General features: G+C 45.5%; 16 protein-coding genes. 9 read left to right on the forward strand and 7 right to left on the reverse strand.

Annotated features, from left to right (window positions below):
- Positions 1-5: 5 nt before the first annotated feature.
- Entirely contained in the window at positions 6-593 is a 588-nt protein-coding gene (locus AXG56_RS13180; protein ID WP_008633739.1) for a biotin transporter BioY, read from the reverse strand.
- A gap of 291 nt (positions 594-884) precedes the next feature.
- Here AXG56_RS13180 and AXG56_RS13185 point away from each other — a divergent pair, with 291 nt between their 5' ends.
- Complete coding sequence (locus AXG56_RS13185; protein WP_062514949.1) at positions 885-2,339, forward strand: N-6 DNA methylase; 1,455 nt, start codon at positions 885-887, stop codon at positions 2,337-2,339.
- 51 nt (positions 2,340-2,390) lie between these two features.
- Here the strand turns inward: AXG56_RS13185 and AXG56_RS13190 are convergent, their stop codons facing one another.
- Entirely contained in the window at positions 2,391-4,667 is a 2,277-nt protein-coding gene (locus AXG56_RS13190) for an ATP-dependent DNA helicase (protein WP_062514950.1), read from the reverse strand.
- A gap of 171 nt (positions 4,668-4,838) precedes the next feature.
- On the opposite strand from AXG56_RS13190, the gene AXG56_RS13195 reads away from it, so the two are divergent.
- The 3 genes from AXG56_RS13195 (at position 4,839) to cysK (ending at position 7,425) form a co-directional block, all read left to right on the forward strand.
- Positions 4,839-5,762 carry an SGNH/GDSL hydrolase family protein gene (locus tag AXG56_RS13195; RefSeq protein ID WP_062514952.1) on the forward strand — a complete coding sequence of 308 codons (924 nt, stop codon included), beginning with the start codon at positions 4,839-4,841 and terminating at the stop codon, positions 5,760-5,762.
- An 18-nt stretch (positions 5,763-5,780) separates the two neighbouring features.
- Entirely contained in the window at positions 5,781-6,413 is a 633-nt protein-coding gene (locus AXG56_RS13200) for a YpmS family protein (protein ID WP_008633747.1), read from the forward strand.
- A gap of 82 nt (positions 6,414-6,495) precedes the next feature.
- Positions 6,496-7,425 (forward strand): cysteine synthase A, encoded by a 930-nt coding sequence (cysK, locus tag AXG56_RS13205; RefSeq protein ID WP_008633750.1) that lies wholly within the window; start codon positions 6,496-6,498, stop codon positions 7,423-7,425.
- Positions 7,426-7,546: 121 nt separating this feature from the next.
- Here cysK and AXG56_RS13210 read toward each other — a convergent pair whose 3' ends face one another.
- A complete protein-coding gene (locus AXG56_RS13210; RefSeq protein ID WP_008633753.1) occupies positions 7,547-8,158 on the reverse strand; it encodes a trimeric intracellular cation channel family protein in 612 nt (203 codons plus the stop codon).
- A 256-nt stretch (positions 8,159-8,414) separates the two neighbouring features.
- Between AXG56_RS13210 and AXG56_RS13215 the strand changes: the two genes are divergently transcribed.
- From AXG56_RS13215 to AXG56_RS13225, 4 genes are all read left to right on the forward strand, one after another.
- Positions 8,415-8,942, forward strand: a complete 528-nt coding sequence (locus tag AXG56_RS13215) for a helix-turn-helix domain-containing protein (RefSeq protein ID WP_008633756.1) — start codon at positions 8,415-8,417, stop codon at positions 8,940-8,942.
- Positions 8,943-8,963: 21 nt separating this feature from the next.
- Positions 8,964-9,113: a sporulation histidine kinase inhibitor Sda gene (gene sda, locus AXG56_RS19175; RefSeq protein ID WP_081594774.1), complete on the forward strand. Its 150-nt coding sequence runs from the start codon at positions 8,964-8,966 to the stop codon at positions 9,111-9,113.
- A gap of 63 nt (positions 9,114-9,176) precedes the next feature.
- Complete coding sequence (locus AXG56_RS13220; RefSeq protein ID WP_026577794.1) at positions 9,177-9,878, forward strand: YqjF family protein; 702 nt, start codon at positions 9,177-9,179, stop codon at positions 9,876-9,878.
- 71 nt (positions 9,879-9,949) lie between these two features.
- Positions 9,950-10,909: a ring-cleaving dioxygenase gene (locus tag AXG56_RS13225; protein WP_062514954.1), complete on the forward strand. Its 960-nt coding sequence runs from the start codon at positions 9,950-9,952 to the stop codon at positions 10,907-10,909.
- A 49-nt stretch (positions 10,910-10,958) separates the two neighbouring features.
- Here AXG56_RS13225 and AXG56_RS13230 read toward each other — a convergent pair whose 3' ends face one another.
- Positions 10,959-12,911: an aconitate hydratase gene (locus AXG56_RS13230; RefSeq protein ID WP_062514955.1), complete on the reverse strand. Its 1,953-nt coding sequence runs from the start codon at positions 12,909-12,911 to the stop codon at positions 10,959-10,961.
- A gap of 321 nt (positions 12,912-13,232) precedes the next feature.
- Between AXG56_RS13230 and AXG56_RS13235 the strand changes: the two genes are divergently transcribed.
- A complete protein-coding gene (locus AXG56_RS13235) occupies positions 13,233-14,516 on the forward strand; it encodes a helix-turn-helix transcriptional regulator (protein ID WP_008633772.1) in 1,284 nt (427 codons plus the stop codon).
- A gap of 247 nt (positions 14,517-14,763) precedes the next feature.
- Here AXG56_RS13235 and AXG56_RS13240 read toward each other — a convergent pair whose 3' ends face one another.
- The 3 genes from AXG56_RS13240 to treC form a co-directional block, all read right to left on the reverse strand.
- Positions 14,764-15,270, reverse strand: coding sequence for a hypothetical protein (locus tag AXG56_RS13240; protein ID WP_008639659.1), 507 nt, complete (start codon positions 15,268-15,270; stop codon positions 14,764-14,766).
- 97 nt (positions 15,271-15,367) lie between these two features.
- Positions 15,368-16,084 (reverse strand): trehalose operon repressor, encoded by a 717-nt coding sequence (gene treR / locus AXG56_RS13245; RefSeq protein ID WP_008639660.1) that lies wholly within the window; start codon positions 16,082-16,084, stop codon positions 15,368-15,370.
- A gap of 24 nt (positions 16,085-16,108) precedes the next feature.
- Complete coding sequence (gene treC / locus AXG56_RS13250; RefSeq protein ID WP_062514958.1) at positions 16,109-17,794, reverse strand: alpha,alpha-phosphotrehalase; 1,686 nt, start codon at positions 17,792-17,794, stop codon at positions 16,109-16,111.
- Positions 17,795-17,801: the final 7 nt, after the last annotated feature.

A 17,801-nucleotide genomic window follows, 5' to 3' on the forward strand; every position in this document is an offset into this window, starting at 1 on the left:
GTCCTTCACGCCGATTGGCGCAGCGGCGTTTTGTACAGAAAAGATTTCTCCATACGATAGGCAAATAACCCGCCAAAGACAGCCAGGACAATATCCTTAATCAAAAATGGGACCATGCTCGTCCATGATACTACATAACTCACTGGATCTCCTTCGACCCAGAAATTCATTGCCCCATAGAACCAATTCACTCCGATCAAGTAATTGACCGCGATACCGACGAGCGCTCCGGCAATATATACCGGCAGCCGCCGATTCGTTTCTGCAACCTTTCCGGCAAAGTATGCAAGGATAAAATAAGAGATGATAAATCCGAATGTCGGTGAGAAGACCGTGGATAACCCACCGCCGAAGCCGGCAAAGATAGGCGCCCCGATCAACCCCAGGACGGCATACACAAGAATGGAAAAGAAGCCTAATCTACTACCAAGAATCAATCCTGCCAAAACTGCGATAAATGTCTGCAAGGTCAATGGAACACCAAGAACCTGCAGGAAAGGCAGGAAAGCCGTTATGTTTGCTCCCACTGCCATCAAAGCGACGAATAATGCACCTAATGTAATGTCGTATGCTGTCATCCTCGATTTCCCCATGGTCACTCCTCCTAGAACTTGTCTGCTATAAACATAAGGGAAAGGAAAACCTATTGTCAACTTTATTTTTTATAGGTTAACAAAAACATTTGTAGTGAATTCCCCTTATTCAGATTCGGGTATTTTCCTTTCCACAGAATCACACTCCTTCTAAAAAAAGCCCAAAACAAGACTATATACTCCCTCCCTTTGTTATTTTATTGGAATAATAAATGACTATAAGACTATTAATTGGTGACATTTACCTATAATTATAGTAATGTATACCTAAAAAGTACCAGGAGGGGTAGTATGTTCTCAAGACAAAGGTCCATGGGCCAGTACGGTACACCGCCGGAAACAGTAGAATACATGGTCCAGACTTTATCCAATCACTTGCCAGATAATAGAAGGAACCCGGAGATATTGGACCCTGCCACCGGTGACGGTGTCTTTGTTTATTCCTTATTGAAAGAGGGCTTCTCCCCTTCCCAAATTCACGCTTACGATATCGATACAGCTACTCCTTCCCCGCATGAGGGTATCACTTTCCGTCACGTCGATTTTCTTAAGGTCGAACTGGAAGAAAAGTTTGATGCCATTGTCGGCAACCCTCCTTACAAATCAAAACGTCAGAGCGACTACTTCACCGAAAACAAAAAAGCCATTACAGCACGCTACGGCGGCATCGGTGTGCATAATCTTTATTCTTTATTTATCCACAACGGGATCAAGCTGCTTAAGCCCGGCGGAGTCTTGACAATGATCGTGCAGGACTCTTTCCTTACGAACGTGTATTATCGAAAATTCAGAGCCTACTTATTGGAAAAAACCATCATAAAAGAGATTGTCCTTGCACCACGCAGACTGTTTCACAAAGGAAAGGCAGATGTTCGAACAGCCATCCTGACATTAAAAAAGAAAGAGGGAAATGAACGCCCGGAAGATATGGTCATGAAGCTGGTAGACCGTCTGGAAACGCAGGAATACCAAAATATCACAGAGGATAAGATCCAATACTTAAAGCAAGCGCACTTCCACGATCTTCCCAACAACAACTTCGCAGTCAACGTTCCCGAGGAGATTCTTGCTCACTTTCTGCGTCCCCATGAAGAGTTAGGAAATGTCTTAAAAGGCGGTACAGGAATCTCAACAGGGAATGACACCCTTTTCCTGCGCAGGCGTGAGGATGTGAAAGATGATCAGGAATGGCTTCCGTTCTATAAAAATGGCGGGGTAAAGGATGCATGGTATTATGAACCGAAATTTTATATTCATAAAGATTGGGAAGATAATGAGGCGATTTATCCATCTTTCACCGTTAGGAACAGGGCTTATTTCTATAGACGGGGAATTACTTGTTCCTCCATGGGCGTAGACTTCTCCGCAGCCTACCTGCCGGAAAACAGCCTTTTCGGAGTGAATGCCAATCTATTCCCGGAAAATGAGGAGGATTTATTCTACTATTTGGGTTTGTTAAACAGCCAGCTCATTAAATATATGGTAAGAAAAGTACTCAACCGAACGAATATGATTACTTCCGGGTATATCAAGAAAATTCCGTATGTGCTGCCGGCGGAAGATAAGAAGCACCTCGTCATCCAAACAACAAAACAGCTGGTGGAAGGCAAAAAGGCCGATCCACAGATGGATACAGCCCTATTACACTCGATCGTTGATGGTGCGATTTATGACATATACGGAATATCCGGAGAAAACCGTACCCATGTCGAATCCTTCTGCCAGGATATCCTAGAGAAAATCTAAAATATCCTGGGTTTCATGGAATACTTACATTTTATTCCCCGGGAAATCTTATTATTTCATCATTCGATAATTTCCCCACTCCTCGGGAAGCAGCTGCAAGTATTTCCTTGTCAAGAAGCGGTCATCGATCAATTGGATAATGCCATGATCTTTCTCTGATCGGATGAGACGTCCACCTGCTTGAAGCACCTTGTTCATACCTGGATAAACATAGGCATAATCATAACCATTCCGACCCTTGCTCTTAAAATAGTCCATGATCAGTTCTCTTTCGAAGCTTCTGGGTGCAAGACCGATTCCCACAACCGCTACGCCATTCAGCCGATCTCCTCTGAGGTCGACACCTTCTGAGAAGATCCCGCCAAGGACGGCAAATCCAATCAGGTTTCCGCCGGGAACGAATTGAGAGAGAAAATCTTCCCGCCTGTCTTCATCCATTCCCCGCTCCTGCATGACAGCCTTATAGTCCGATACGTTCCGGAAAGCATCATATACCAACTCCATGTACTGGTAGGAAGGAAAGAAAAACAAATGGTTTCCTTGAAGGTGTCCCGCTTGCTCATCAAGCCGTTCCGCAATGGCACGTGACGTTTCCTGTCGGTTTTTGTACCGTGTCGAAAGCGGAGTTATTTGCACATCAATTTGATCAGAATCGTACGGAGATGGAAGCTGGAGAATATAATCTTCTTTCGAACCTCCGAGCATCTCCTTGTAATAAGCAAACGGCGACAGCGTCGCCGAGAAGAAAGTACTGGACCGGAAGCCGCCGGATACTTTCCTCAGGACCAGAGACGGGTCCAGACAAAACAAAGTCAATTGAAAATCGCCTGCGCTGCTATCTCCTATGAAACGATAGTGGTCATCGACCAGCTCCAGTATCCGAAGGAAATTCTGTGATTGAAAGTACACATCCTGCAGGTGTTCTTTACGTACATCTTCTCCCCTTTCCTGGAGAACCGGCTCTGCCTGATTAATAAACCGTTCCACACCTTCTTCCAACGCCCCTGGAATTTCATCCAATTGTTTATGGGGCGTCTTCGGATCCTCCAGCCGGGCTAAGTCTTTCACGACAGAGTCGGCAGCGCGTGCCACCTCCTCCTGCTCTCCACGCCAGTCTTCAGCCACCGTTTCAAGATCCCTTTTCCCCAATTTAGAAGAATACATCTCTCGGGCACGCTCGACAAGATTATGGGCTTCGTCGACAAGCAGTGTGGTCTTCTTCTTTTTCTCCGGAAGCAGCCGCTTTAAAGCTACACGGGGGTCAAATATATAATTGTAATCTCCGATGACCACATCAGCGACATCCGACAAGTCCAGGGAAAATTCAAATGGACAGACGCGATGTTTGCGCGCATACTCTTCCACTGTGTGCCTCGTCATGGTTGTTTCCTTTCTCAATATATCAACAATCGCACCATTGATTCGGTCATAATACCCGTCCGCAAATTCACAATACTCCGGCTGGCAGATGGTTTCTTCCTGAAAACAGATCTTATCTTTAGCCGTCAAAGTGACAGACCTGATTTCCAGACCTTCCTTTTCCATCAACTGCAGCGCCTCCTCGGCTGTGGAACGTGTGATCGTCTTCGCTGTCAGGTAATAGATTCTATCCAGCCCTCCCTCAGCGAAAGCTTTCACAGCAGGAAATAAAGTAGAAATCGTTTTTCCGATTCCAGTAGGAGCCTGTGCAAATAAATGCCGTTTTTCTTTGATGGTCCGATACACACTTCCAGCCAGCTTCCGTTGTCCTTTACGGTAGCCGCTGAAGGGAAACTCCAGATCCGGAACGGTACGTTTTTTCTGCTCTCTTATGTGCAGAAGAATTCCAGCATAAGAGGAGTAAGCCTTCACGGTCGTTTCCATGAATGCTTTCAGCTCTTCATACCGGAACGTCCTTCGCATCCGCTTTTTATCTTTCGTCTTTTTTTGAACATAAGTAAGCTGCACAACGATGTGATTTAAATGGTGGTCATGCATATACATGAAGGCATACCCTTTTGCCTGAGCCCAATAGACAGGGTGGGTGTCTTCATCCAATTCTTCCAACTCTCTCGCTGTCGACTTTATTTCGTCGACAACAGGGCCGTCCTCCGTCTGGAGCAGACCGTCACACCTTCCTTGAACGAGTAGAACTATTCCTTCCTGCTGAAACTCATGCTGAAGAAATAATTCCTTCTCATCCCCATCTCTATATGTCTTCTGGACTTCCTGATGAATTGCCGTTCCTTCCACTAAAGCGGTATTCGATTGAAAACGTTCATCGATACTTCCTGTCCGGTAAACATAAGATACAAGATCTCGTACCGATATCGTCATTTGATCTTCCATCGCTTCTCTCTCCTTTGAATAAATCGACCGCTCCACCCTCATGTTCTGACAAGGGCTCCCGTATGTTTATTGTATAGTCTTCGTGATATAATTGTAGATAAAACTTTTCCATTTCCCAAACATATGTCACCAGCATATAATAAAGCCAATACTTTCCAGGAGGGATGCACGTTGAAAAAATGGAGATGGATCGCTTCCATTTCACTCTCCTTATTCCTGGCCTTCTTCATAACAGCCGCATTTATCTATACTCCTGAAGAGCATTCGACAGATTCGGATCATTCAACAGTTAAAAAGGAGCGCTCGGAGTCCAAGCCGGCTTCCTCGGAACCGAAGGAACAGGAATTCTCACCCGACGAAGAAGATTCAGACAGAGCTATCAGCGAGGGACTGAAAGATGTATTCACCGGCGTCATCGACAGTGCGAAAGGGTTGTTCGTGAAAGATGACATGGAAATTGTAGCCCTCGGTGATTCTCTGACTCAAGGGGTTGGAGATGATACGGACAATGGCGGTTACGTAGGAATTTTAGAGGACACATTCAACAGTAATAAGGAAAGAGATTTGATTCACATTGATAACTTCGGGAAACGGGGAAACCGAACCGATCAACTGATCAGACGCCTGGAGGAGCAGGAGGAAATTTCCACCGCTTTAGAGGAAGCTGACCTTATTTTAATAACCATTGGAGCCAATGATGTAATGAAAGTTGTGAAGGATAATTTTACAAACTTAAATTACCAGGACTTTGTGGACGCACAGGATTCCTATCAAGCACAACTGGAAACGATTTTTTCCATGATTCGCGAAGAGAACCCGGATGCCCCTATTTACCTGATCGGTCTTTACAATCCTTTTAATCTTTACTTTGATAATATCCCCGAATTAGGGAAGATTATGGAAGATTGGAACGAAATCAGCAAAGAGGTCGTTGCAGAAGAGGAGAACGTTACTTTCATCCCGGTGAGGGACTTGTTTGAAGGATCCGAGGATGAACTTCTATGGGAGGAAGATAATTTCCACCCGAATGAACGTGGTTACAAGCAAATGGCAAAACGTGTGTTGGAATATATCAAAGATGACGTCGAACAATAACACAGGTGGAATGTAGAGATGAAACAATTATTATTCAGCAACAAATGGCGAACCTCTTTTTGGATACTGGCAATCATTAATTTTCTTGTGGTGGCTTCAGTAGTCGGTCTTATTTTCCTTCCCAGCTCTTATACCATCGTCAATGTCGATCAGCAGAAGGAAACACAGGATGCGGAATTCACTATTGTATCGACGAAGGAGAATCTGGAGCAGCTGGCAAACGACTACCTCGGAGAGTTCTCGGAAAAAACCGGCTTTGACTATTCCATATCTCTTGACCGTAACGTAACGTTGGCAGGGAATATTAAAGCCTTCGATCAGGTCATTCCGATTAAAGTGGAATTAAGTCCGGTTGTTCAGGAAAACGGAGATCTTATCCTGGAGCAGGAACGCATTTCCCTCGGAAAGCTTCCTCTCCCGAACAAAAAAGTACTGGAATTTGTTAAAGATAACTATGACTTTCCTGAGTGGGTAACCGTAAATCCCAACGAAGAGAACATTTATGTAGCCGTCACTCAGATGGACACAGCAAGTAATTTCAACGTCCAGGTAGATCGTTTCAACCTGAACTCCAATCAGCTGGCGTTCAAGATCTCCGTACCAAGAAACTCCTTTCAGTTAGCGCAGAAAGTGGTAGAAGACAAGTTCTGACAGAAAGCAGTGGATGTGATAACCGGTTTCCGACTGTGATAAACTAATAGTATTATCCCCACTACTAAAAGGAAGTGACAACATGCGCGTCGTTAACAACATAGCAGATTTGATCGGTGATACTCCGTTAGTCAAACTGAACCGTGTGGCTCCTGAAGGTGGAGCCGATATTTACCTGAAACTGGAGAAATACAATCCAAGCGGAAGCGTAAAAGACCGCGCCGCTTTCAATATGATGGAACAAGCAGAAAAAGAAGGGCTGCTTAAGGAAGGCGCGACCATTATCGAGCCGACAAGCGGCAATACCGGCATAGGGATTGCTATGAATGCAGCTGCAAAAGGATATCGCGCTATCCTCGTTATGCCGGATACGATGACACAGGAACGAATCAATCTACTGAAAGCATACGGTGCAGAAATCGTCCTGACGCCTGGAGATGCGAAAATGCCCGGAGCCATCGCGAAAGCCAAAGAACTCGTGGAAGAAATCGAAGGCAGCTTCATGCCGATGCAGTTCGAAAATGCGGCAAACCCGGATGCACACCGCCATACGACAGCTGCAGAGATCATCGAAGCTATGGATGAATTGGGCAAACCTCTATCTGCCTTCGTTTCTACAGCCGGGACCGGCGGGACGATTACAGGTACGGGAGAAGAGTTGAAAAAACGCTACAAGGATATGACTATCCATGTAGCAGAGCCTGCAGGATCCCCGGTTTTATCAGGCGGCAAGCCAGGGAAGCATAAATTGGTCGGGACAAGCCCTGGTTTCATTCCTTCCATCCTGAATCAGGATGTTTATGATGAAATCTTACAAGTGACCGATGAAGATGCCTACGAAATTACGAGACGTCTCGCCCGTGAGGAAGGGCTGCTCCTTGGAACCTCCTGCGGTGCCGCCTGTTGGGCTGCCATCGAAGCAGCTAAACAAAAAAATCCCGGCGAAGTAGTCGTATGTATCGCACCAGATACCGGTGAGCGCTACCTTTCCGGAGACCTTTTCCGTTATTAACTACAGAAGAACTCCGTATCACAAAGAAAAAATGAGAAAGTTTTCTTTCTCCTGTCCAAACTTGTCTTACTGCAGCTAATCGTAGAAAAGGCCGTCCCAAAGCGGGGCGGCCTTTTTATGATCAAATTCTATACAAATCCCGAAACCTTAGATGCCATCCTAATCGATAAGAGAACACCCTGCACAAGATAATCAGAATAAATAATGCATAAGTCTGCCACGCACTCCCTACATCTACAAGCCCGATGCCGACTGCCAGCCCCACAAGCATTGCCCATACTGCGTATATTTCCTGATGAAGAACCATCGGACGGCGCTGTGCAAGCACATCTCTGGCAACGCCGCCCCCGACTCCTGTCAGGATTGCCGAAAAAATGATGCCTCCAAGCGGAAATTGGTTGGCGACCGCAAAGGAGGCCCCTTGAAGAGCAAAAGCGGATAAACCAACGGCATCCGGATAGAAATTCCATCTGTCCCATGCCATCACCCATGTCTTCGGAAAGAAATAGACAACAGCGATTGTTCCAAGCGCGACATAAAACAGATATCCCTGCTGCCAAACATGGACGACCGGGATCCCTAATGCGATATTACGAATAATCCCACCTGCGAACGGTGTCGCAATCCCGAGAATAAACGTACCGAATATGTCGTACCTTTCGTTGAGAGCGACAATGGCCCCACTGAAAGCAAAAGCGCTGACAGCTAATATATTCAGGATTTCCCAAGTCATCCTTTTCCTCCTCTTCCCCTTGAAAAATGCAAGCCGATTTGATTATATCAGACCTGTAGGCGAAGCTATGTATTTTTTTACACAGCTGCTAAAAATTTCGTCGAACATACTCGAAATAAATCGTTATAATTACTATTTATACGAAAGTTTTCTTCTAAGCAAAGAAATTCCACTACGTTGCAAACTGCCACAAGGATTTTATATATATAGGAAGAAATATTTATATGAAAAAAGAAAGTAGGGTGTGATTTTAACCATGAGAAGATGGCTTATCAAACTTAGAAAAGAACAACGACTGACACAACAACAAATCGCAGCAGGCGCACATATCGACCGGGCCTATTATGCTCAAATCGAAAATGGAACGCGCAATCCCAGCATGGCGGTCGCTTCTCAAATTGCTTCGTTTCTTCACATAAATCCTTCACTCTTTTATACCGAACACCTGAGCGAACCATTTGAAACAGCATTGGTCCATTCTCCAATTACCGTCGCACACTGCGACTTGGATCTACGCTATACCTGGATGTATAACCCGCACCCTGATTTCAAAATGAACTCCGTGATCGGGAAAAGGGATGATGAATTGGATGATAACGTCGGTACTACTGAATTAATGCAATTAAAAAGCAAGGTCATAGAGGAAGGACAGAGCATCAGAAAAACAATTCCTTTCCCGTTATCCGAGGGATTGATTCGTTACGACGTATTCTGCCAACCTATCTTTGATTCACATGGACGAATTATAGGAGCAGCTACGGCATCGACCGCACTTCCGTCATAGCAAAGTAAAGGGGGCAACCGCATGATTGTCGAAAGGCTCTCCTACAAGGTGTTGCAGGACTCTCTAAAAAGAGCAGTGGATTTGAACCTGGAAGAAGAATTCATCCTCTTGCTGAAGAAAGAACTGCACAAGCGAGAAGAGCGGAAAAACGTTCCGCTCCGAATGAAGTGACGATCTTCACATTCATGTATGATTCTCCCTCCCTGCGGGTAAACCATTGGGGAGGTGATGAGAATGTCTTCAAAAAAATGGATTATGCATCAGGAATGGGAAGATCTTATCTTCCTCCATTGGCCCGTACCCGCTGAGATTTTGGCCAGGTATATACCAAGTGTGTTTGAGTTGGACGAATTTGACGGTTCGGCTTGGATAGCCGTCGTCCCGTTTCGTATGAACCACATCCGGTTCAAGAACCTTCCTTCTCTTCCTTTCGGCAATCAATTATTGGAATTGAATGTCCGTACCTATGTCACTTATAAAGGAGAACCAGGAGTTTATTTCCTCACTTTGGATGCCGATCACCCCCTCGGCGTTTTTTTAGCCCGAACAGGATTTTCTCTTCCTTACGTGCATGCATCCATGCGGATGGACACGACACCGGAGAGGATTCATTTCTCCAGCAGAAGAATTCATAAAGGCTATCCGAACGCTCATTTCCATATGGAGGCATCTCATTTTTCCCCTGCCGTTCATCCTGCACCAGGATCCCTTCTTTACTGGCTTACCGAACGATATGCCCTCTGGACAGTCCGAGGCCAAAAGGTGTACAAGGGACCAATCCAGCATAAGCACTGGCGGTTGCAGAAAGTCAAAGTCGACCTTCCTGTCAATCAATTGCTCGATTTCCTCCCCTCCTTCGTAACAGAACAAGATCCAACCGCCTATTATTCTAAAACTTTACAAACGAGGATTTTTCCATTTGAACGAGTAAAGTAGCTTCTTTTGACAATGTATCCTCTGCGTATTATAATTATCTTGAATTCGAGATAATCAGAGGAGGAACCTTTATGGAACTTAAAGGCATCCATCACGTATCAGCCATCACAGCAAATGCAGAGAAAAACTTTGACTTTTATACCCGCATATTAGGAATGCGTTTAGTAAAAAAAACTGTTAACCAAGACGACCCTTCCATGTATCACTTGTTTTATGCCGATGAAAAAGGACGTCCCGGAACCGATTTAACTTTTTTTGAAATTCATCGCGCCGGACACACCTATCCGGGCTCTCAGAGCATATCGACGACCACGCTGCGCGTCCCAAACGACGAAGCACTAAATTATTGGCTCGAGAGATTCCAACAGCATCAAGTAGCCCATGATCCAATGGAGGAGCGCTTCGGACGCCTCACTCTGTCTTTCCGTGATCCGGAAGACCAACGGTTAATGCTTGTATCCGATCAACATAACAAGGGTGTAGCAGCCGGAATCCCATGGAAAGGATCCGAGGTACCAGCTGATTTTGGTATTACAGGGCTGGGACCTGTAAGACTTACTGTCTCTGATAAGAGTAAAACGGAGCATGTCCTTACAGAAATTCTGCGATTCCGAAAAACAGGTGAGTACGATAATTGGACTGTCTTCAGCACAGGCGAAGGTGGCACAGGTGCAGAGGTCCACGTGGAAGAGACGGATGCAGACAGACGGGAACGACCTGGAAGAGGAAGCGTCCACCACGTCGCCTTCCGGGTGGAGAACAAGGAAGAACTCACCAAATGGAAAGAAATCATTGATGCTGCCGGGTACCCGAATTCCGGGCTTGTCGATCGCTACTACTTCCAATCCCTTTATTTCAGGGAAGCGAACCACATTTTATTTGAACTGGCGACAGATGGTCCTGGTTTCGCCACGGATGAACCGGAAGATCGTCTGGGGGAAGCGTTGGCACTTCCGCCGTTTCTTGAACAAAAACGGGAAGAAATCGAAAGAAACCTTAAACCGATTCACACAACAGCTCAACAAGACTAATAAAGAAAGCCGGCACCTTTTCAGGTCCGGCTTTTCTATTTGTATTAAATCAGTCCTTATCCAGGCGCTCCTTCACCCAATTGATCAGACCGCCCGCCTTCATGATTTCAATTTGACGCTCCGAAAGAGCATGCTCCACTTCAATCTGTAGGTCTTTCCCCTTTACTTCGACATGAAAGGTAGAGGATTTAGAGAGTTTGTTCCGCAGATCCTTAAATTGAAGAACATCTCCCTCTTCCAGCTTCTCTAGATCATCAGCATTGGTAAAGGTTAGTGGTAGTACACCGAAGTTAGCAAGGTTCTGCCAGTGAATACGGGCAAAGTCTTCGACAATAGCCACTTGCAATCCAAGATACTTCGGAGCTAAAGCCGCATGCTCCCTGCTCGATCCCTGCCCGTAATTCGCACCGGCAACAACCGCATGGCCGCCGGATTCTTTCACATCCATCGCCCTGTCGTAATAGGTGTCATCTACAATTTCGAAGGCAAACTTACTGATTTCCGGAAGGTTGCTTCGGTAAGGAAGGACTCTCGCCCCGCCTGCTAATATTTCATCCGTCGAAATGTCATCCCCCATTTTCAATAATACAGGGAGCTCCATTTCGTCTGGAAGCTCACCCATTTCCGGAATGGAAGCCACATTAGGACCTTTCACGAGGTTAACCTTTTTTGCTTCCGAAAGCGGAAGCGGATCGTCAAGCAGCCGCGTATCTACCGTCGGCTTTTCAAGTTCAACGATCGAAGGATAAGCGAGACCCGATTTTCTAGGGTCTGTAATCTTCCCTTCCAACGCACTTACTGCAGCAGTCTCCGGACTGCATAGATACACGCTGTCCTCTTTCGTTCCGGAACGCCCTGGAAAATTCCTGGGAGTCGTCCGCAAGCTGTTTCTTCCTGTCGCCGGTGCTTGTCCCATGCCGATACATCCGTTGCATCCCGCTTGGTGAAGCCTTGCTCCTGCCTGGAGGAAATTAGCTATATGACCATTCTGAGATAGATCGACGAGCATCTGCCTGGATGTCGGGTTGATATCAAACGAAACACCGTCCGCAACTTGTTTACCAGCGACGATTTCTGATGCTACTGCAAAATCCCGGTACCCAGGGTTAGCGGAAGAACCTACATAGCTTTGATAGATCGCCTCCCCTTCCACCTCTTCGACCGGCACCACATTCCCCGGACTGGAAGGCTTTGCAATGAGAGGGGCCAGGTCAGAGAGATGCAATTCGTCATGCACATCGTACCCCGCTCCCTCATCAGGCAAGAGCTCAAACCACTCTTTTTCCCTCCCCTGCCGTGCCATGAAACGACGCGTAACTTCGTCCGCTGGAAAAACCGTTCCCGTAGCGCCTAGTTCCGCTCCCATATTTGCAATGACATGGCGGTCCATCGCCGTAAGGTTTTTCAAACCCGGGCCGTAATATTCAAAAACATGATGGACGCCCCCTTTTACTCCATGTCTACGCAGCATTTCAAGAATGACATCCTTTGCGCTTACCCAATCAGGAAGCTCACCGGTCACCTTCACTCCCCACACTTTCGGCATTTTCACATAAAAAGGCTCTCCTGCGATAGCCATAGCAACATCGATTCCACCAGCCCCCATGGCAAGCATGCCCATACATCCATTCGCACACGTATGACTGTCCGATCCAAGCAGCGTCTTCCCGGGAGCAGCGAGCCTCTGCATATGGACGGGATGACTCACTCCGTTTCCCGGCCTGCTGAAATGCAAACCGAAACGCTTGGCTGCACTTTCCAGGAACAGGTGGTCATCCGGGTTCTTATTGTCTTCCTGTATTAAGTTATGGTCGACATATTGAGCGGACGCTTCCGTCTGTGCCCGCTCCACCCCCATCGCTTCAAGCTCAAGCATCACCATTGTCCCTGTTGCATCCTGGGTAAGGGTTTGATCAATTTTTAATCCTATTTCCGAACCTGGTGTCATTTCTCCTTGAATAAGATGGCTGTTAATCAGCTTTTGTGTGACGTTATAACCCACACCGATTCCTCCTTCACATGGTTTACCGCCTGGTAATTTGGCGTTTTTTTCCTATAAACCCCATACCCGTAAGACATCGTCCCTATGCAAGGTTTCCTTATAATGACAAATTACGATAGTTTTCTCACCCTGGAAAATCAGGTTTCCCTTTATATCAGGAAAGTCACCAGTCAAAAAACCTCTTAAAGGGCCGTTTAAAGGGAGACTTGGGAAACTGGTAAATATAGTTGATTATTACTAATTGAGGATGTATTCTAAAAATAGATTCGAAAGAGCAACATCTCTTAAGAGTCGACAGTTGATCAACTAGGTGTGTTGAAAATGGAATATGGTAAAGTGCTCCGGTTCCATCGGGTGAAACAGGGTTTGACGCAAAACCAGTTAGCAGATGGAATCATCTCGCCGGCATATCTGTCTAAGATTGAGAACAATCAGACCGTGCCTGCCTCCGAAGTGCTGGAAATGCTATATGAACGTCTGGGATTGGAATTCCATGACGCTTCCTACAGCCACCCTTCCAAAGAAAAGCTGAAAAAGTGGTATGAAGCTATCATGTTCAAGCGGAAGGAAGAAGCACGAAGGTTGAAGGAGGAGCTGCTCAGTCAGCAGGATATGCGGAACAATCATCACCTTTATATTTACTACAAGCTGTACAGCATCCGCCACTTTTTGTTAGAAAACGAAGTGGAGGAGGCTTATGAAGCATGGAGTGAAATAAAGCAGCACCTGGATACATTTGATGATGAGATGAAGTACTACTATCATTTGAGCAATGGACTGCTCCAGTATTACCGAAGTGATTTCGAGGAATCATTCCAGCAGTTGATGAAGGCGGAAGTCTTATCGCGCTCCATGAATATGGAAAGCTGGGAAGTGAGCGACCTTTTCTACCACTTGGCACTAAGTTCAAGTCAGGCGCACCATGTGTCAGCTTCTATTTTTTATACAGAACAGGCACTCCGCATTTATAAAGATCATTACGACCTAGGAAAGAGTGCTGATTGCCATCTCATTTTAGGAATAAGTTTCAGCAGGCTCCAGAATCATGAAAAAGCGAGGGAGAATTACGAGTCTGCTCTCAAGATCGCTTCTCAGACTAAGGACCACCAGCAGTTGAAACTGGTTTATATTAACATGGCTGTTTTAGACTCTAATCTAGATAATCATACGTTATCCATCGAGCATTACAAAAAGAGCCTGGAGTACACAGAAGCATCATCTTCCACCTATGATATCTATGAATACATGAATATTATTCACGGATTAATCCTCGAGCACTACCTCATAGGTAACAAGGAAGGATGCCTCTATTGGGTAAATGAAGGTAAACAAAGGCTTGTAGATTTCCCTTCAAAAGAGCACACGTATCATTTTGATGTTTTTCAAAAGATACTAACGAACGCTCCAGATACCCTTGAATTTCTTGAAGATGAAGTACTTCCATATTTCAAAGAAATGAAGGATCCGGAGTATGTCATCAGATACGCTAAATTCCTAGCCGACTTATTTGAGAAGCAAAGGATGTATAAGCGTTCTTCTGAATATTTAAGGTTAGCAATGCAATTGTTAAATAAACATTCTCATTTAGGAGGCATGATCTTATGAAGAAAGCCATCGCTTTCATCGCTGCAGTTGGCATTGTTGTTTCTGTCTTAGCTCCTTTGACACAGGATGAGGCAGTACGTACCTATCCAAGACCATTAGTTGAAGACGTAGTTTAACTTCTTTTTTAGTAGTATGTAACAGTTTTTAAGCACCTCCCCTAATCCTATACCTATATAAACATTTACCTCTACCCTGACCCGGTAGAGGTCTTTTTTTCATGAAAAAAATCAGCAGCGCCGGGACAGCACTACTGATTTTGGAAATATTTAATGAAAGTTTTATAAGGATAAGTATGCTCCAGCGGACGGAAAGGCATCTTATTATTTTCTTCATTTATTTTCTGGGCATCAATGTCTTCATAGGCTTGGCCTTGGATCTGATGTTCCATCGTAGATTTAAGATCATTCATGATGCCTATGACCCGCCTGTTTTTTGTTTTCGTATATACGATTTCATCTGCCGCCCTAAGCATTTCTTCCCCAACAGACTCGTCAATTTCAAGCAGTTGAAATAGCTGCTTGAGCGAACCTTTAATGACGGTGTCGAGGTGGTCGAATTGCGGCTTTCTCAATCCGAATAAGGTCAGGTTAAGGCCTGTCGCATTGTTGACAAGGATTAAACATTTCCTGCGGTTGAAAGTAACCAGGTTCGCATGCCATTGATGGATTTCAGGTACTTCTTTATATGCTTCTACGTCCTGGATCGGCTTATCTATCTCATTCTGTAATTTCTTTGTCGCTCCGATAACGAACACTTTCTCCACCCCTTTCTCTCGTGTGCCTCTATTCTAACGCTTTCTGTAAGAAAAACAAAGAAGAACCGTTGCGGTCCTTCTTTGCATCATGTTTTATTTATAATTTGGTACGTCTGGCAAAGTCAACGAATTGAAACTTATCCGGACGGTGTCTGGACTCTGTGTACTGAAACACCGTTGCATCCGCCAGATAGACGTAACTGCGGATCACGACAACTTGCGGATGTCCGGCTAGATCCAGATAGCTTTCGTCTTCTTTCGTAACCGGCTCGACAACAATCTCCTTTTTAGCGAAACTGATGACAAGACCTAATTCGTTTTCCAAATACTCGTATAGGGAACGTTCGGCTGCTTCCTTCGTCAAATCCGGAACGATGTCTTCACGAAGGAAGTCTTTATCGAGAATAATCCTCTCTCCTCCTACTTCCCGCGATCGGACAACCTTCCACAGGTTGGTTTGCTGAGGACAGTTCAACCGCTCCCCCAACTCCCCCTGTCCACTGATACGCGCCAATTCGTGAACAGACGTATGGAAGGTCTGCCCCATCTGATCGGCAAGCTCCTTGAAGCTCGTCAATCCGGAAACAGGAAATTCGAATTTCCCGTGATCGAGTACCACAGATCCCTTCCCCCGCACTTTTTGAATATAGCCGTTTTGAGCAAGCAGGTGCAAAGCTTTTCGGATTGTCTCTCTAGATGTCTGGAATTCATCTGTCAGCTCGTGCTCGGAAGGAAGGGTATCCCCTGGAGTCAACACTCCACTTTGAATTCTCTCCGCCAATTCACTGTAGATAACAAAATACTTGTTTTTCATCGGTCTTCACCGTTCTTTACTTAATTATATATCTTTCCAATAGTAAACTACCGACTCATATGGACGAAGTTCCAGTTTTTCATCAAGTGCCGGAGCATTCTCATAATTGTTTACCAACACTTCGGATTGTCCTGAAGTTTCTATATCATCCGGAAGAACAAAATCAACGGATTCCCCGTAAAAGTTGTTAACGACCAATAACCGTTCTCCGTTCCACTCCCGCAGGTACGCAAACACACGATCATGTTCCGGAGAAATCAGGCGGTAGTCTCCATGAGTAATAATATCATATTCTTTCCGCAGACGAATCAGCTCTTGATAGTGTTGGAAAATAGATCCTTCCTCTTTCATGGCTTTTTCTGCATTGATCGTTTCATAGTTGTCCGCTACGTCAATCCACGGTGTCCCGTTCGTGAAACCTGCATTCTTTTCTGCCGTCCATTGTACCGGCGTACGGGAATTGTCACGCGACTTCTGCTTAAGAATCGCAAGGATATCTTCCTCTTTGTACCCTTCCGCTTGGAACGCTTCGTACATATTCAAGGATTCCACGTCTCTGTAGCGATCGATAGAAGAGAAGCCGGGGTTCGTCATTCCGAATTCTTCCCCTTGATAAATGTAAGGAGTACCCTGCATCATGTGAATTGTCGTTGCCAGCATTTTCCCGGATTCCAACGGATAATTCTGCTCGTCTCCAAACCGGGACAACACACGGGGCTGGTCATGGTTACACCAGAATAATGCATTCCATCCATTCCCTCTGTGCATCTCTTCCTGCCATGTGGAGAGGATGCTCTTGAGCTCATGAAAATCAAAGTCCGCCACGGTCCATTTCTCCCCGTTTGGATAATCCACCTTCAGATGATGAAAGTTGAAGGTCATACTCAATTCATTCCGCTCCGGGGCTGTATAGTTGATGCAGTGGTCAATCGTCGTCGAAGACATCTCACCGACCGTCATAAGGTCATAAGGACGAAACACTTCTTTATTCATTTCCTGCATATATTCATGCACCTTCGGCCCGTCCGTGTAAAATTTACGACCGTCTCCTGGCGCAATGGTACCATCGTCATTCGGAAACTCCTGATCTTTGGATATGAGGTTGATAACGTCCAATCGGAATCCGTCGATACCTTTCTCCGCCCAGTAGCTCATCATATCATAAACATCTTTTCGAACAGCTTCCTTTTCCCAATTGAGATCTGCCTGGGTAACATCAAACAAGTGCAGGTAATATTGGCCTGTCTCCTCTTCATATTTCCATGCACTGCCTCCGAACTTGGACTTCCAATTCGTAGGTGCCCCGCCGTCCACAGGGTCCTTCCAAATATAATAATCCCGATAAGGACTGTCCTTGGACATCCGGGATGCCTGGAACCACTCATGCTCCGTGGACGTATGGTTCACGACGATGTCCATAATAAGCTTCATGCCGCGGTCATGCGTTTCCCGCAGAAGTTGATCGAAATCTTCCATCGTCCCGTACTCTTCGTGAATATCATAGTAATCACTGATGTCATAACCGTTGTCGTTCTGAGGGGATTTGTACATAGGTGTCAGCCACAGGACATCGACTCCAAGCTCTTTCAAGTAATCGAGCTTTTCAATAATTCCTTGAATATCACCGACTCCGTTTCCAGTCGTATCACGAAAACTCTTTGGATAAATCTGATAGACGACTGCTTTCTTCCACCATGGTTGTTCATTCATGATAACA

It is taken from the genome of Halobacillus sp. KGW1 (genome assembly GCF_001592845.1).
GTDB lineage: Bacteria > Bacillota > Bacilli > Bacillales > Halobacillaceae > Halobacillus.

Excerpts from the sequence above, each read along its gene's own strand:
- AXG56_RS13210 (WP_008633753.1), bottom strand. The coding sequence starts at position 8,158 with ATGACTTGGGAAATCCTGAATATATTAGCTGTCAGCGCTTTTGCTTTC.
- AXG56_RS13225 (WP_062514954.1), top strand. The coding sequence starts at position 9,950 with ATGGAACTTAAAGGCATCCATCACGTATCAGCCATCACAGCAAATGCA.
- AXG56_RS13185 (WP_062514949.1), top strand. The coding sequence starts at position 885 with ATGTTCTCAAGACAAAGGTCCATGGGCCAGTACGGTACACCGCCGGAA.
- sda (WP_081594774.1), top strand. The coding sequence starts at position 8,964 with ATGATTGTCGAAAGGCTCTCCTACAAGGTGTTGCAGGACTCTCTAAAA.
- treR (WP_008639660.1), bottom strand. The coding sequence starts at position 16,084 with ATGAAAAACAAGTATTTTGTTATCTACAGTGAATTGGCGGAGAGAATT.
- AXG56_RS13180 (WP_008633739.1), bottom strand. The coding sequence starts at position 593 with ATGGGGAAATCGAGGATGACAGCATACGACATTACATTAGGTGCATTA.
- AXG56_RS13190 (WP_062514950.1), bottom strand. The coding sequence starts at position 4,667 with ATGGAAGATCAAATGACGATATCGGTACGAGATCTTGTATCTTATGTT.
- AXG56_RS13220 (WP_026577794.1), top strand. The coding sequence starts at position 9,177 with ATGTCTTCAAAAAAATGGATTATGCATCAGGAATGGGAAGATCTTATC.
- cysK (WP_008633750.1), top strand. The coding sequence starts at position 6,496 with ATGCGCGTCGTTAACAACATAGCAGATTTGATCGGTGATACTCCGTTA.
- AXG56_RS13200 (WP_008633747.1), top strand. The coding sequence starts at position 5,781 with ATGAAACAATTATTATTCAGCAACAAATGGCGAACCTCTTTTTGGATA.
- AXG56_RS13215 (WP_008633756.1), top strand. The coding sequence starts at position 8,415 with ATGAGAAGATGGCTTATCAAACTTAGAAAAGAACAACGACTGACACAA.
- treC (WP_062514958.1), bottom strand. The coding sequence starts at position 17,794 with ATGAATGAACAACCATGGTGGAAGAAAGCAGTCGTCTATCAGATTTAT.
- AXG56_RS13235 (WP_008633772.1), top strand. The coding sequence starts at position 13,233 with ATGGAATATGGTAAAGTGCTCCGGTTCCATCGGGTGAAACAGGGTTTG.